Annotated in this window: 19 protein-coding genes; all 19 read right to left on the reverse strand. The window is 49.7% G+C overall.

Annotation, left to right across the window (positions count from 1 at the left end; genetic code table 11):
* Positions 1-13: 13 nt before the first annotated feature.
* Complete coding sequence (gene flhB, locus WFJ73_RS06455) at positions 14-1,111, reverse strand: flagellar biosynthesis protein FlhB (RefSeq protein WP_336772260.1); 1,098 nt, start codon at positions 1,109-1,111, stop codon at positions 14-16.
* Positions 1,112-1,124: 13 nt separating this feature from the next.
* Complete coding sequence (gene fliR / locus WFJ73_RS06460; protein WP_201000547.1) at positions 1,125-1,919, reverse strand: flagellar biosynthetic protein FliR; 795 nt, start codon at positions 1,917-1,919, stop codon at positions 1,125-1,127.
* 16 nt (positions 1,920-1,935) lie between these two features.
* The gene (gene fliQ / locus WFJ73_RS06465; RefSeq protein WP_127495819.1) at positions 1,936-2,205 is read right to left on the reverse strand and encodes a flagellar biosynthesis protein FliQ; all 270 of its coding nucleotides are present in this window, start codon (positions 2,203-2,205) and stop codon (positions 1,936-1,938) included.
* A 22-nt stretch (positions 2,206-2,227) separates the two neighbouring features.
* A complete protein-coding gene (gene fliP / locus WFJ73_RS06470) occupies positions 2,228-2,935 on the reverse strand; it encodes a flagellar type III secretion system pore protein FliP (RefSeq protein WP_373312715.1) in 708 nt (235 codons plus the stop codon).
* 37 nt (positions 2,936-2,972) lie between these two features.
* The gene (locus tag WFJ73_RS06475; RefSeq protein ID WP_336772262.1) at positions 2,973-3,563 is read right to left on the reverse strand and encodes a flagellar biosynthetic protein FliO; all 591 of its coding nucleotides are present in this window, start codon (positions 3,561-3,563) and stop codon (positions 2,973-2,975) included.
* A 33-nt stretch (positions 3,564-3,596) separates the two neighbouring features.
* Complete coding sequence (locus WFJ73_RS06480) at positions 3,597-3,959, reverse strand: response regulator (RefSeq protein WP_015845017.1); 363 nt, start codon at positions 3,957-3,959, stop codon at positions 3,597-3,599.
* 20 nt (positions 3,960-3,979) lie between these two features.
* Positions 3,980-5,239, reverse strand: coding sequence for a flagellar motor switch phosphatase FliY (gene fliY, locus WFJ73_RS06485; RefSeq protein WP_336772263.1), 1,260 nt, complete (start codon positions 5,237-5,239; stop codon positions 3,980-3,982).
* On the reverse strand, positions 5,229-6,230 hold the full coding sequence (gene fliM / locus WFJ73_RS06490; RefSeq protein WP_127495822.1) for a flagellar motor switch protein FliM: 1,002 nt from the start codon (positions 6,228-6,230) through the stop codon (positions 5,229-5,231). Before fliM ends, fliY begins: the two co-directional genes overlap by 11 nt.
* A 36-nt stretch (positions 6,231-6,266) precedes the next feature.
* The gene (locus WFJ73_RS06495; protein WP_336772264.1) at positions 6,267-6,734 is read right to left on the reverse strand and encodes a flagellar basal body-associated FliL family protein; all 468 of its coding nucleotides are present in this window, start codon (positions 6,732-6,734) and stop codon (positions 6,267-6,269) included.
* A gap of 2 nt (positions 6,735-6,736) precedes the next feature.
* On the reverse strand, positions 6,737-6,958 hold the full coding sequence (locus tag WFJ73_RS06500) for a flagellar FlbD family protein (protein WP_127495824.1): 222 nt from the start codon (positions 6,956-6,958) through the stop codon (positions 6,737-6,739).
* Between the two features lie 75 nt (positions 6,959-7,033).
* A complete protein-coding gene (flgG, locus tag WFJ73_RS06505; RefSeq protein WP_336772265.1) occupies positions 7,034-7,846 on the reverse strand; it encodes a flagellar basal body rod protein FlgG in 813 nt (270 codons plus the stop codon).
* A gap of 203 nt (positions 7,847-8,049) precedes the next feature.
* A complete protein-coding gene (locus WFJ73_RS06510) occupies positions 8,050-8,427 on the reverse strand; it encodes a TIGR02530 family flagellar biosynthesis protein (RefSeq protein ID WP_336772266.1) in 378 nt (125 codons plus the stop codon).
* Entirely contained in the window at positions 8,424-8,972 is a 549-nt protein-coding gene (locus WFJ73_RS06515) for a flagellar hook capping FlgD N-terminal domain-containing protein (protein WP_336772267.1), read from the reverse strand. Before WFJ73_RS06515 ends, WFJ73_RS06510 begins: the two co-directional genes overlap by 4 nt.
* Before the next feature lie 45 nt (positions 8,973-9,017).
* Positions 9,018-10,475: a flagellar hook-length control protein FliK gene (locus WFJ73_RS06520; protein ID WP_336772268.1), complete on the reverse strand. Its 1,458-nt coding sequence runs from the start codon at positions 10,473-10,475 to the stop codon at positions 9,018-9,020.
* Between the two features lie 22 nt (positions 10,476-10,497).
* Positions 10,498-11,394 (reverse strand): magnesium transporter MgtE N-terminal domain-containing protein, encoded by an 897-nt coding sequence (locus tag WFJ73_RS06525; protein ID WP_336773072.1) that lies wholly within the window; start codon positions 11,392-11,394, stop codon positions 10,498-10,500.
* 41 nt (positions 11,395-11,435) lie between these two features.
* The gene (gene fliJ, locus WFJ73_RS06530; protein WP_336772269.1) at positions 11,436-11,885 is read right to left on the reverse strand and encodes a flagellar export protein FliJ; all 450 of its coding nucleotides are present in this window, start codon (positions 11,883-11,885) and stop codon (positions 11,436-11,438) included.
* A 10-nt stretch (positions 11,886-11,895) separates the two neighbouring features.
* Positions 11,896-13,221, reverse strand: a complete 1,326-nt coding sequence (gene fliI / locus WFJ73_RS06535) for a flagellar protein export ATPase FliI (protein ID WP_336773073.1) — start codon at positions 13,219-13,221, stop codon at positions 11,896-11,898.
* Entirely contained in the window at positions 13,208-14,044 is an 837-nt protein-coding gene (locus WFJ73_RS06540; RefSeq protein ID WP_336772270.1) for a FliH/SctL family protein, read from the reverse strand. Before WFJ73_RS06540 ends, fliI begins: the two co-directional genes overlap by 14 nt.
* A complete protein-coding gene (gene fliG / locus WFJ73_RS06545; RefSeq protein ID WP_132305643.1) occupies positions 14,037-15,050 on the reverse strand; it encodes a flagellar motor switch protein FliG in 1,014 nt (337 codons plus the stop codon). Before fliG ends, WFJ73_RS06540 begins: the two co-directional genes overlap by 8 nt.
* Positions 15,051-15,056: the final 6 nt, after the last annotated feature.

The following is a 15,056-nucleotide window of genomic DNA, read 5'->3' on the forward strand; positions in this document are numbered from 1 at the left end:
TCCTCCCTTTCAATTATGATGATCGAACCCGGCCTTTCATTTTATAAACAGCCGCCAATACTTCCGCCACAGCTTGGAACAAATCGGCAGGAATCGAATCGCCGATATCGGCCCGTTCGTATAACGCTCTGGCCAGCGGCTTATTTTCCATCATGACAACGCCATGTTCCTTGGCAACTTCGCGAATGCGGAGCGCCAAGTGGTCCATCCCTTTTGCGATAATGACCGGAGCCTCCATCTTGGAAGCATCATACTGCAAGGCAATAGCAAAGTGGGTTGGGTTCGTAATAACCACGTCGGCTTTAGGCACCTCTTGCATCATCCGCTGCATCGCCATCCGGCGCTGCCTTTCGCGGATTTTGCCTTTGATAAGAGGATCGCCCTCCGACTTCTTGTATTCGTCTTTAATGTCCTGCTTGGACATTCTCAGGCTCTTGGCATGCTCGTAACGCTGATACATATAATCGGCGAAAGCCAGTATAACAAGCACCGCTCCGGTTTCTAGACCAAGCTTTACCGTCAATCCGGCAGTAAAGGCGAAGATTTGCTGGACCGATAGACTCGATAACATTAGAATCTTGTCCCAATCGCCCCAAATCGCCCGATAGACCAGGATGCCGATGATTAAGAGCTTTAATATGCTTTTTAGAAACTCAACTACCGTTCGCATAGAGAATATCTGCTTAAAACCGTTAATCGGATTCAGCTTGGTGAACTTCGGCTTAAGCGATTCGCCCGTAAGCAGGAATCCAAACTGCATAACGTTTCCCAAAATCGCCACGATTACTACGATAGCGAAAATTGGCGCCAGGAACATCAGCATGTCGACGGCAAGCTTGTCAAACAGCGGCATAATGTTCGCCGTTGTGACATCCATCGTCAGCCAATTATCAAACAGCTCCTGAAACACGCTCATAATCCTCGTCTTATAGTAGCTGCCTAAAGCCGCAAAAGTAGCAAAGGTAAAGAGCAAAATCATGGAGCTTGGCAAATCGTTGGACTTGGCGATCTGCCCTTTCTTGCGGGCTTCCTGCGTTTTCTTCGGCGTTGCTTTTTCCGTTTTTTCCTGACTAAACAGCTGCAAGTCTAGCTCTAGGTAGTAAGATCTCAACGTTGCAGCCTCCTTATTTGCTTTCGGTTTGTTGCACGATGCCAAACAATTGCTCCAGGTTGTCAAACATGATGGCAAACAGTCGCTCGAATATCGCGGATATACCGGGAAGCACCAGGATCAATAATCCAAGTCCAAGGAGCAGCTTAAGCGGAATCCCGATAACAAACACGTTGTATTGTGGAGCTGTCTTTGCCAGGAAACCAAGGCCTACATCCGTCAGGAACATCGCAATGACAAGCGGAGCCGCAACCTGCATGGCCAGCAGGAACGCGTTCCCTACTGCCCGAGACAGGAAATCGGTTATGCTTCCGTCGTAAATCCTGCTGAACAATTCGTTGGACAGAGGCATCCATTTGTAGCTGTCCATCAATCCGGTTAACAGATAATGATGCCCGTTAACGGCCAAAAACACCATGATAAGCAGCATGTACTTGAAGTTGCCGAGCAGCGGAGCCGAGACACCCGTCATTGGATCAATAACGTTTGACATGGCAAATCCGATTTGCATATCCATCAGTGCGCCGGCTGTTTGCACAACCGTCATAAAGAGATACACAATGTACCCCATCAGAAGTCCGATCAGGACTTCCCGGAATATGTACAGAATATACTCTGCATCCATCGGTACCGTCTTCTCTTTCAGCCCATAGGTCATAAAGACGATAAGAGAGAGAAAAAAGCCAAGTCCGATCTTGAAGGTGCTTGGTACTCCTCGCATGTTAAACAGCGGAGCTACGACGAAAAACGATGTCATTCGACAAAAAATAAGCAAAAAAATAGGGAAGTACTCCACGATCTGATCCATGATTTCCGTTCACAACCTATCCGATGTATTTATACAAGTTGTTCAGCAGATTGTAAGTGAAATCGACGATTACATTCAGAATCCAAGGTCCAAATATAATCAGGGATACAAAGACCGCTACGATTTTTGGCACAAAAGCTAACGTCTGCTCTTGAATTTGGGTAGTCGCTTGAAAAATACTGACGATTAATCCGACGACTAGAGCGAGAACGAGCATCGGCGCGCTGGCTTTCAATACGGTACTGATGGCTTGTCCGGCCAATCCGATGATGAAATCAGCACTCATTGAACGTTCCTCCCTGTCATAGTTACGTGTTGAAGCTTAACAGCAATGATTTGACAATTAGGTACCACCCGTCCACCAGCACGAACAGCAGAAGCTTGAACGGCAGGGATATCATGACCGGAGGCAGCATCATCATCCCCATCGCCATCAACGTGCTTGAGACGATCATATCGATGACCAGGAACGGAATGAATATCATAAAGCCCATCTGGAATGCGGTTTTCAGTTCGCTTATTGCGTAGGCAGGCACCAGAACGGTAATCGGGATATCCTGATATTTCTCCGGCTTCTCCGTCTTCGTATAGTTGAGGAACAGAAGCAGATCCTTCTCCCTCGTGTGCGAGATCATAAACTTTTTCATCGGATCCGCCGCTTTCTCCAGCGCCACGGTCTGCGTGATTTCACCCTTTAGATACGGCTGCAAAGCCACTTCGTTTACCTGGGAGAAGGTTGGAGCCATAATGAAAAAGGTCAGAAACATCGCCAGCCCGATCAGAACCTGGTTCGGCGGCATTTGCTGCGTGCCAAGCGATGTCCGTACGAATCCAAGTACGATTACAATCCGGGTAAAGCTTGTCATAAGTACCAGGATCGCAGGCGCAATGCTTAATACCGTTATTAGAAGCAGGAGCGACAAAGCGCTAGTTCCCGGCTCTTCGCTTCCATCACCGATGCTGATATCGACATTTGGCAGCGGATCAGCCGCAAACGCATGCGATTGCAGCAGCATAGCCCCCAGCACTACGGTGACGATCGAAATCCACCATTTATTTTTCATTGTCATCCCCATCATGTTTGGATTCCTTCAGAAGCGACTCCAGCTGCTGCTTGCGGTCAGCCTGCTTACTGAGGTTTTGATTCAGCAAGCTTTGGAAGGAGGATTCCTGCATGTTCCACTGCTCTTCCGTCAGGTCCTCTCCCTTTCGCGACTCTTCTTTACGGAACCTCTTAAGAAAATCAGAGATTGTGTTTGCCGACCATCCGGCTGCATGGGATTGTCTGTCGAGTGAAGCAAGAATTGCCTGCACCTGCTTCTCATCGTCAATCTTGTCGAGGAGTGTCACGTTCTCTCCGACACCCACCACATACAACCGGCCTGACAGCTCAACAACCTGAAGCGAATTGTTCTGCCCCAGCGCAACCCCTCCGAGAGAGCGAACAGCACGGTTAGTTCCCCACATGCGATTACGCTGAGACAAAAATTTAATAAGTAATACTATTAAGCCGATAACTATAAATAGAGAGACGATGACCCAGATCACGCTGCCCGTATAGCTGCCGGCCATTGGACTCTCGTCATTCCCGCTGCCCGCTGCCGCGGCGAAGGCGGGCTGTACAGCAACGCCAACCGCAGTCAAGGAAATTAATCTCGTAGCATATGTAAGCATAGCTTAGCCAAGCGTTTTCTTAATCGCTTCAATTACACGATCAGCTTGGAATGGTTTAACGATAAAGTCTTTTGCGCCGGCTTGGATCGCGTCGATAACCATCGCTTGCTGGCCCATCGCGGAACACATAATAACTTTTGCATTGCCGTCGAGCTTTTTGATTTCTTTCAGTGCGGAAATGCCATCCATCTCCGGCATCGTAATGTCCATCGTAATCAGGTCAGGTTTAAGCTCCTTGTACTTCTCTACCGCCTGTGCGCCGTCTTGCGCTTCTCCGACGACCTCGTAGCCGTTCTTTGTCAGAATGTCTCGGATCATCATGCGCATGAATGCTGCGTCGTCTACGATTAGAATGCGGTTTGCCATCTTTTTTTCCTCCTAGAGTATTATTGCAATTTTTGAATGCGGTCCCATTGGCTTACGATATCCGTTACCCGTACACCAAAGTTCTCATCAATGACGACGACCTCTCCCTTGGCGATCAGCTTGTTGTTCACCAGGATGTCGACAGGTTCGCCAGCGAGCTTGTCCAGCTCGATAATGGAGCCTTGGGACAATTCCAGAATATCCTTAATTTGCTTTTGGGTCCTACCTAATTCTACGGTAACTTTAAGCGGTATGTCGAGAAGTAAATTGAGGTTTGTCTCATCTGCTTGTACATATGGCGCTTGATTGAAGTTGGCGAACTGTACAGGCTGAACATTTACGTTTCGGTTTGCCGCGTGACCATAGGTCTGAGGTCCCTGTGGCTGCATCGGAATATCGAATGCTGCGCTTTGCTGGTAAGGATTATACGGCTGATTAAATTGCGATGCCGCTGCCGCCGGTGCTTGCTGATACGGATCCTGATAAGCCGGTTGAGGAGCCGGTGCAGGCGTAGGCGTTACCGCTGCCGCCGGTGCCGGTGTTGGCGCAGGAGCCGGTGTGGCAGGAGCCGCTGCCGCCTCTTCCTCCACATCCCCCATCAGAATCGCAACCATTTGCTTCGCGAACGGTACGGGCAGAAGCTGCATGATGGTGGAATCTATCAAATCTCCAATCGTCAATCGGAAAGAGATTTTGATAAACACATCTTCAGGCGGGAGCTGCCCCATTCCGCCGCCGCTGTCTACATCGAGAATGTCGATACCCGGAGGCGAAATATTAACGAATCGGTTAAAAATCGTCGACATCGATGTTGCGGAGGAACCCATCATCTGGTTCATCGCTTCCTGAACGGCGCTGATATGGATCTCGTTCAGCTCCTGAAGCGTTACATCCCCTTCTCCGCCAAGCATAAGGTCGGCAATGACCTGCGCGTCCTTTGTCTTGATAACCAGCGAATTAATCCCCTGGAAGCCGTCTACGTACTGTACGCTGACCGCTACATGAGGTTTGGGAAACTCGTTAGCAAGATCCTCGCGTTTAATGAAGGTAACCTGAGGCGTCGTAATATCGACTTTCTTGCCTAGCAGAGTAGATAAAGCCGTAGCTGCGCTGCCAAACGTGATATTGCCGATTTCCCCCAGAGCATCCTGCTCGATCGAAGACAAGAAGTCCGACAGCTGATATTCGGAAGCCTGCGATTGCGATGAGGCGAGCTCGCTGGCTGTCTGATTAAGCAACGCGTCAATTTCCTCTTGCGATAAATAATCTTTACTCGTCATTTTCTTCTTCCGCTCCTTCGCTGACAACTTGATCCACTTGCACGGCTATCCGATCCTTGACGGAGCCCGGGCTTCCGATAAACTTCAGCTTCTCGCCAACCTTGATGCGAAGGCCGTCATCTATCGGTTTATTTAAAGAAATGACGTCCCCAACCGCGAGACCCAAAAATTCCTTGATCGTAATGACCGATTCGCCAAGCTCCGCAACGATAGGAAGCTTCGCTTTGCTTACGCGCTGCTCCAGCATTTCAACTTCCTCTGGAATTCTCTCCTTTTTCTGGGAGACAAACCAGTGGTGGGCAGACAACCGCGGCATAATCGGTTCGATAACGACATGAGGGATACATAAATTGATCATCCCCGTCGTATCGCCGATCTTCGTGCTAAGCGAGATCAACGCGATTGTTTCGTTTGGCGAGACAATCTGCATGAATTGCGGATTCGTCTCCAGCGCCTCCAGACGAGGTGAAATATCTATAATCGTCTTCCATGCTTCCTGCAGGCTTTCAAACGCCCTGGCGAAGATACGTTCCATAATGATGGTCTCGATCTCGGTCAGGTTGTTGATCTTGGAAGGCGCCATCCCCTGCCCGCCGAGCATTCTGTCCAGCATCGCGTAAGCAACGTTAGGATGAACCTCGAGCACCATGCGCCCTTCAAGCGGCTCCGCTTCAAATATGTTCAGAATCGTCATCTTCGGTATCGAGCGGATAAATTCATCGTAAGGCAGCTGCTCGACCTGCACGACATTGATCTGAACGAACGTACGAAGCTGCGCTGAGAAATAGGTTGTCAAATATCGCGCGAAGTTTTCGTGTATGCGTGTTAAGCTTCGTATGTGATCCTTCGAGAATCGAGTAGCGCGCTTGAAATCATAGACCCTAACTTTTCGCGTAACCTCTTCTTTTTTCAGTTCATCCGCATCCATCTCACCCGATGATAAAGCGGCCAGCAGCGCGTCTATCTCATTCTGCGATAGTACATCAACCAATTCTCTCACCCCCTTCAAGGAATGTCGGCAACAAGCTTATAACTGCTGCATGATAAAATTCGTAATCTCTACTTTAACAAGCTTTTTGCCTTCCGGCAGAATTGGATTAATTAGATTCAGAAGCTTCGATTCCAGCATATCCTCGCCTTGCGAGCCGTTAAGCTCGGCTGCCGTCAAATCGGCCACCGTACGGTTAATGATTGGCCTTACCTCAATTTCGAGGATCTTGTCGAACTCTTCCTTAGTCTTCTTGCTGTCCAGCTGGAAAGCAAAGCTCATTACTACGACATAATCCGAATCTTTCAGGTTGCGTTTAAAATCTTTCAGTTCGGATGTAACGGATACCAGCTCGTCTGCAGAAAGATGCTTCACCGTAACCGGTGCCTTTTCCGCATCAGGCTTATCTGTGTCGTTAAAAAATGATTTGTACATAATGATGGCTACAATTGCGATCAGCGTAATTGCTAGTAAGGTAGTGACTAGCCATGGCAACATTTTTTTCATTTCTATGGACCCTCCGTATGTTCGATCTTCTGGGTCGCTGCAAGAACGCCGATTGAACGAATATAACTCTGAATTAGCTGTACCAGCTCGGCTGCGCTCTCCGTTACGATAAACTTTTTACCCGTAGTGAGCGTAATGATCGTATCCGGTGTTTCTTCTATCAATTCGATAAGAAGAGCATTAATCATCAGCTTTGAGCCATTCAATCGAGTTACGGTAATCATAAGCTCCCCCCTCGCTGATTCGGGGGCTGAGAGCAGCCCCCTTCAGTCATGACCGATAGCTATTGCCTGAAGCTATTAACGTTTCAAGTTAACAACCTCTTGCAAAATCTCATCGGATGTGGTGATGATACGGGAATTTGCCTGGAAGCCGCGCTGCGCAACGATCATCTCGGTAAATTCGTTCGTGAGGTCGACGTTCGACATTTCCAGCTGACCCGCGATAACTGCGCCTGTGCCAATAGCAGGGTCATCTGCCGTCACAATTTCGAACTGGCCGTCCGGATTGGCATTAGCCGTTACCCGATACAGGTTGCCGCCTACTTTCTCCAGACCGCTTGGGTTAACCACTTTTACTACCCCGAGCTGCGCAACGGCTTCGGTACCGTCCGCCGTTACCGCCAGAATGGAACCGTCTTGTCCGATCGAGAAGGAGGTTACATCCTCTCCGAGCACAATTGGCTCACCGTCGGAGGACAAAACGAACATGCCGTCGGCATTAACCAACTGTCTGTTACCATCCAAGGTGAAGTTGCCTGCGCGTGTCAGATAAGTAGGAGAATCGCCTCCGGCGGATACCGCGAAGAATCCGTCACCGTCTATGCGAAGATCGGTTGGCACGTTCGTTGTCATCGCGCTGCCTGGTGTATGGATCGTATCGATCGAAGAGATCGTTACGCCAAGACCAATCTGCTTCGCGTTGACGCCGCCCTGTTCCCCTTCGAGAGACGCGGTAACGCCTGAAGTGGTCTGGCTCAGAATATCGCTGAACATAACCCGGCCGCCCTTGAATCCTACCGTATTGACGTTAGCGATGTTGTTGCCGATTACGTCAAGCTTTGTCTGGAAACCGCGCATACCTGATACGCCGGAATACATGGATCTAAGCATTTATATAACTCCTCCTAAAAAGAATTAGCACCCAATTGGACTTTTTTATGGCCAAATTGTGATGATTCTTGCTTCGTAAGCATTCGCTTAAAGAATTAGCACCCAATTGGACTTATTTATGGCCAGTCGTGATGATTCTTGCTTCTTTAATCATGGCTGCTTCAGTCGGTCGGCAGCCAAAGGGCCCCCTTATCGGTCCAGCCCTAGCTTAAGATCACCGCACTGTCGATATTCGTAAACACATTGCTTTGCATTTGCTTGCCGTCCAACGCTGTGACTACCGTCCGGCTCGGGACATTTACGATCATCGCAATGTCTTTCATTACAATTAAAGAATCCTTAGCGCCTTTAGACTCGGCTTCATCCACCGCGTTCATAATCTTGGTCAACGATTCCGGCTGCAGCTGAATTCCCCGCTGCTTCATCCGCACTTCCGCGTGCTGGCTGAATTTAAGCACCTTGGCATCAAGCATATCCTTGAAGCCGCCGGCTTGCTGCGGACGCGTTGCCGTATTCTTGGCACCGGTCAGAGGCGGCGCACCGACAGGAAACAGATGGTTGATTTTCACTCCGTCACTCATACGGAACCATCTTCCTGCTCGGTTGAACCTGAATTTGTATCTGCCATTCCCGCTGTTTCTCCATTCCCTGTCGGCTCTTCACTACCGTCGTCAGGTTGATTAGCTTCAGGCGCTTTATCGGATACAGTCACGACATCGCTAAGCTTAATCATGGTTTCATCCGCAAATTTGGCATACAAAGCACCGTCCTGAGAGACGATGGAATTGACCGTGTCATACATTAGCTTGGTTTGGCCTGCGTCATCCAGCTCGTACCAGGAAACGGTTTTACCGATAATCGAAGATGCCGTACCCAGATTTTGATTAAGCAGGGAAAGCTGATCCGACATATTCATCAGCTGCTCAACAGAAGTAAACTGAGCCATCTGCGTAATGAATGCGGCGTTATCCTGCGGCTGCAGCGGATCCTGGTTTTTCAATTGCGTAACTAGCAATTCCAGAAACGCATCCTTGCCTAACGCATTTTTATCGGTATCCTTGCCTGCCGCCTTCACGTTCGAAGTGCTGTAGTTCGGCCACATGACTTTCGAGGATACTGTCGCCATAAACTCACCTCCATCCTACATGCGTACCGTATAAGGAGCTTTTGATTAAGCCGTCACATTGACAGCACGTCCGTAGCCTAAATCTTGTATCGCCTGCTGTTCGGCAACATCAGACTCAAAATCCTCCTGCAACCCGTCGCCTTTGGATTTATTTTGATTGGAAAACGCCTGCTGACCGGTTCCTTGACCATGCTGGCCGTTGGATAAATGCGCGGCCGACTGTCCGTACGTGACTTCAAGCTTGTCGACTGATAAACCTTGCTGCTGCAAAGCAACTCGCAATTGCGCCATCTGATTGTCAAGCGCATCCTTAGCGCTTGCGTTATCCGCATGGAACAATGCCGTGAGCTGTCCGTTATGCATCGTTATGCGCACATCAACCTGTCCAAGCTCTTTAGGAAACAGCTGAATGGTCGCTTCCGACATGCCGTTGCCATGCTTGATATCCAGCTTTTGAATAAAATCCTTCATGTTATCCGCGAAATCGGTAACCGGAACGGTCGCTTGGACAACTGGGACTAGCTTGGCTGCTTGAGGCGCCGTTTGACGAATGATATCAGCAAATGACTGACCGGTTGTTACTGCCGGTAATTGCTCGTCCGTATCACCGGATGCTTCCGTCTCTTCCTTCGTTACTTGCTGATCGGTTGTCGCTGCTAACGCTACCGGATGTACTGCGCGCTCGGTTAATCGCTGCAAATGAACGGATACTGCTGGCGCAGTAGCTGTCACCGTGATTTCCGGCGTTTGCTCTGTGGGCGCGACAGGTGTCTCAGCATGAACGCTTAAGTCCTTCTGCTTTTGAACGAATTGCTGCAAAGCTTCAAGCTGCTGTCCAATCAGTTGAACGGGCTCCTGAAGTCCGATTTGCTTCATTGTCCCTTCCTGCATTGCCGTTTGAAGCTGCAGCAAGGAATCCTGAACCTTGCTTACGATTGCGGCCAGCTGCTGATTCGTATTCTGATCCCCTGTTAACGACTGATTGGAAGCGTCGCTTGACGGAGTCTGAAGCTGTACCGGCATCGGAATCCCTAGCAGAGCAAGCAAAGCCTGCAATTGATCCAGCATCGAAGCTGGCTGCAACGTATCCTGATCTTGACTATCCGCCGATGGGTCGGACAAATCCGACTTGATTTTTTCCAAATCCGCGAGCAATTGATCGATGATTTCCATCAGGTCAGCCGTTGCATCGGTCAGTACATCCGATTCCGCTACTGTGCTGCCTGCCGCAGCCGTCGCTTCGCCTGCAGCAGCCTGATTGACTGCTGATGCATCCTTCGCTGCTTTCGCTTCCTTACCGGAAGCGGCTTGCTGCCCGTTGTCAGCCTTATCCGCTGCGGATGAAGCTGCGCCGGTTTTATCCGATGCGCCTTTGTCGCCTTTCATCTGATTGGCTAGCGTCTTTTGAAATTTATCATTTCCGCCTGATTTCGCTTGTGTCGATGCGTTGTTTGTAGTCGCGGCTGGTGCAGGCGTTGCAGCTTGAGGAATGATCATCTCCATATTTTGATTCACCTCCTCTCTCTTAGTTGCCAGCCATTAGCTTAGACATCAGTTGAGCGGTAATCGTTTGATTAATGCCGGACATTTCCGCCAAAATTCCCGAACGAGTCTTGTCATCGACGTTATTCAGAATGCGGATAACTTTACTTGGGCTGATATCCGCCATTTTAATTAACAGTTCCCCTGCGCTTTTCGCGTCCATTGCCGCGAATGTAGCGCTCAGTTGATTGCTGGTCAGCTGCGAGGAAGGCTGCTTGGTTTCCGTCGGTTTGGCTTTCTTTAGCTCAGCCTGCAGCGCGGCAATCTGTCTGTCCTTCGCCGTTACGGTGTCCTTCAGCGCCATCGTTGCGTCAGCAGCCGTTTTAGGGTTCATTTTTTCCAAAATCCGAACTCTGTCGTCCGGTCTCATGGAATCCAAGACAAGCACCATTTCATCCATGGTCATGCTCTGCAGAATCGGAGCAGCTTTACTTGGGGTAATTTTGCTGTACATACTCGCGAGCTCCTGGATCTTCGCCTGATAAGCGGCATCGTCCGCTGCTTTTTCTTCATTAGAAGACTTAAGCGAATCAATCTGATCCTGCATGCTTTTTAATTCCTGCTCTTGGGTTGCCTTAGTCTGGTTGGTTTGGGCAAGCTCGGCTTCCTTCTCCTGCAGCTGCGCCTGGAGCTCATCAATCTTACGGCTCATGTTGGCTGATTTCAGCTGGTCGTCGTTAGCTTTTCCGTCAGCTGTTTTGGGATCGGGAAGTACGTCCTTCAGATAGGGAATCGAGTTGCCGATCTCCAGCATTTGATTACGGGTTTCCGTATTAAACAAAATATATAACGCGCCCAAAAGGACTAACGTAAACAAGATCGGCGTCATAAAAAACATCAACCGTTCGAAGCCGCTGTACCCCTGCTTCTCCATTTCCATATCCGACACTGTCATTCACTCCCTTTACCTTGCGCCGCAGATCATGATGGAAGGGATACCTTGAAGCGGTTGGTAGCCATTTCATCCAGCTCATTTTGTTCCTTGATCTGCATTACATGCCGGAACCGGTCTTTGGCATGCTCTTTCGCTTTAAGCCAAACCTTCTCATCCTTCATTCGGTCCGCGAGGTTTGTCCGGTTATATTCAACCTTTCGTTCAGCCTGCCTGACATCCGTAAGCTTGCTTGCAATGCAGGAATCCAAATATTCCAGATAATGCTGCATCAGCTGCAGCTCAGCGAGAGAAACAGCTTCATTCGAGCACTCGTGCTGCTTGTTTTCCCACTCTGCCCGTTTCATCCGCAGCTCCGAAAGACTTAATTCTTCCGCCTGCAGAACACCGATTGCGGAAGATAGCTGCCACTCAGCCTGCGTCTTCTCGCTTGACTTCAAGTCTACGATTTTTTGATAAGCGTATCGAAAGGCTGCCATTTACCCGTCGTCATCTCCCGTGGAATTCCTGTATTAATCTTTCCTTCGAATCGGCCAACGTGACCTTTTCATTTGTCTTTTGCCTTGTAAATTGATAGATTGCGTCTATATTTTCGATGGCCGTATCAATTTTTTCGTTTGTACCCCTCTGGTACGCCCCTATATTGATTAGGTCTTCCGAATCTCTATAAACAGAGAGTAACATCTTTAACTGATTTGCTGCTTCCTGATGCTCTTCCGTCACGATTTCTTTCATGACACGACTGACAGACGCCAGAACATCAATAGCAGGAAAATGTCCCTTATTCGCGAGCTGCCTGTTTAGCACGATGTGACCGTCCAATATGCCGCGCACCGCGTCGGCTATCGGTTCGTTCATGTCGTCGCCGTCAACCAGAACGGTATAGAAAGCGGTAATTGAGCCGTTAGGCCCTGTTCCCGCCCGCTCCAGAAGCTTGGGGAGTGTTGCGAATACGGAAGGCGTGTAGCCTCTAGTAGCAGGCGGCTCGCCAATGGCAAGGCCAACTTCACGCTGCGCCATTGCGTAACGGGTAACCGAGTCCATCATCAGCATGACGTTCAATCCGCGGTCGCGGAAATATTCCGCAATGGAAGTTGCAATAAGAGCTCCCTTAATTCTGATTAGAGCAGGCTGATCGGAGGTTGCTACAATTACAACCGAGCGGGCAAGTCCTTCAGGACCAAGATCCTTCTCGATAAATTCGAGCACCTCGCGGCCGCGTTCGCCAATTAAAGCAATGACGTTTACGTCTGCGGACGTATTTCGGGCGATCATGCCAAGCAGCGTACTTTTACCGACGCCCGAGCCTGCAAAAATACCTACGCGCTGACCTCTCCCAACGGTAAGCAAACCGTCAATCGCACGAACGCCAATGCTCAAAGTTTCCTGTACTCGGGGACGCGCAAGCGGATTGCTAGGTTCATTGTGAGTCGAGTAATGCTGCATGCGGCTTGGTAAAAAAGATCCGTCAAGCGGCTGACCCAAACCGTCTAGCACCTTGCCAAGCAGTTCGGAACCAACCTGCACCGATAACGGCTTTCCGGTCCCGACAACATCGCAGCCCGGGCTTATCGCATGCAATTCGCCCAAAGGCATTAGAATGACTTTATTATCACGAAAGCCTACGACTTCGGCTTTAATCGGTTTGGCACCTTTTGCCGGGTAGATCAGACAGACATCGCCGATGCTTGCATCCGGTCCTTCCGATTCCACGGTAAGACCGATTACCTGCGTGACCTTGCCATTCACCCGGATAGGGTCAAGATGACGAAGCTGGTCGATATATTTGGAGCTGTCCAGTTTAATACCGCTCATCCGGCATGCTCCGTTCTTCATGGCTTTGGTTGGCAAGCTGCACAAGCTCCCGCTTGATCTCGGACAATTGCGTATCAATCCGTGCGTCTATGCTTCCGTATGCGGAACGGATGACGCAGCCGAAATCTTTTACCGTTGCGTCGGGAATAATCTGAAGCTCAGCCTGCGAGTCGATAACAAGATTAAGCTCTTCCCTTGCGGCCTGGACAAAAGCTAACTGCCCCGGAGCGACGCACAGGGCGATAACGCCTTGTTCCCTTCGTCTCGACAATGCTTTGCGGATTAGCTCAAGAGCCATATCCGGCGCTTCCGACAGCTGTCTGCCGATTACTTTTTCCGAGATAGAGATGCTTAGCTCTACCAGAAAAGGCTCAGCCTCTTGAATGATCTGCTCGCGCATTTCATAAGCGGATTTCAGAACGGCATTAGCTTCTTCCAGACGGCTCTCCCATTCTTGCCGCAATGCCTGCTCGGCATGCGCTTGGCCTTCAGCATATCCTTGCTCAAAGCCAGCTTGACGGGAAGCTTCGGAATGTCTTTCATCTTCCAGCCGTTTCTCAAGCCACCAGGCATCGATATCGGCTTCGGCTTTTGCCAGCATTTGCTCGCTTTGTTCGCCGGCTTCACGTATACGTTCTTCAGCAAAAATTTGTGCATCCGAGATGATCTGGTCGCGAATGGAGATGGTCTCCTCATCCGGTCCTGCCTCTTCAATAATCTCTTCGGTCACCGTTACTTGCTCAGCAGCATGTTTATTAAGCCAGTAGAGCTGTTTCAGCTGATCAAGCGCGATTACGCTTGAAGACTTTATCAAATTAGACAATGATATCATCTCCTCCGCCGCGGGCGATGATAATCTCGCCGGCTTCTTCTAGCCTGCGAATCGTAGCGACGATACGGGTCTGAGCTTCTTCGACGTCACGCAGCCGGACAGGACCCATAAATTCCATTTCTTCCTTGAAGGTATCGGCCATCCGTTTCGACATGTTGCGGAAGATCGCTTCCCGCACTTCCTCGCTTGCCACTTTGAGGGCGAGCTGAAGATCGGCGTTCTCCACGTCGCGGATGATGCGCTGAATCGAACGGTTGTCGATATTGACGATGTCTTCGAAGACGAACATGCGTTTTTTGATTTCTTCTGCCAATTCCGGATCTTCGATCTCGAGAGCATCCAGAATGGTCCGTTCCGTACCGCGGTCTACGCCGTTCAATATTTGAACGATAGAATCGATGCCGCCTGCATTCGTATAGTCCTGTGTTACCGTAGCAGAGAGTTTTTGCTCGAGAACGCGTTCAACCTGACTGATAACCTCAGGCGATGTACTGTCCATCAAGGCAATTCTGCGAGCAACGTCCGCCTGCTTCTCTTGCGGCAAGGACGATAAAATATGCGAGGATTGCTCGGATTGCAAATACGATAGGACGAGAGCGATTGTTTGGGAGTTCTCGTTTTGGATAAAATTGAGAATTTGCGTCGGTTCCGCCTTGCGGGCAAAGTCGAACGGTCTGACTTGAAGCGTAGCCGTCAAACGGTTAATGACCTCAACAGCCTTTTGTTCGCCAAGCGCTTTCTCCAAAATTTCTTTCGCATACGAGATACCGCCTTGCGAAATATATTCCTGCGCCAGACAGATTTGATGGAAATCGCTCAATATCTGTTCTCTCTCCGCACTGTCTACTTTGCGGACATTGGCAATTTCGAGAGTAAGCTGTTCGATCTCCTCTTCTCTCAAATGTTTAAAGATTTGGGCGGATACTTCTGGCCCGAGCGTAATAAGCAGAATCGCCGCCTTTTGCCGACCGGTTAATCCATTAAGCGGTTTTGCCACGGGAGC

This window comes from Paenibacillus sp. MMO-58 (assembly GCF_037146255.1).
Lineage (GTDB): Bacteria > Bacillota > Bacilli > Paenibacillales > Paenibacillaceae > Pristimantibacillus.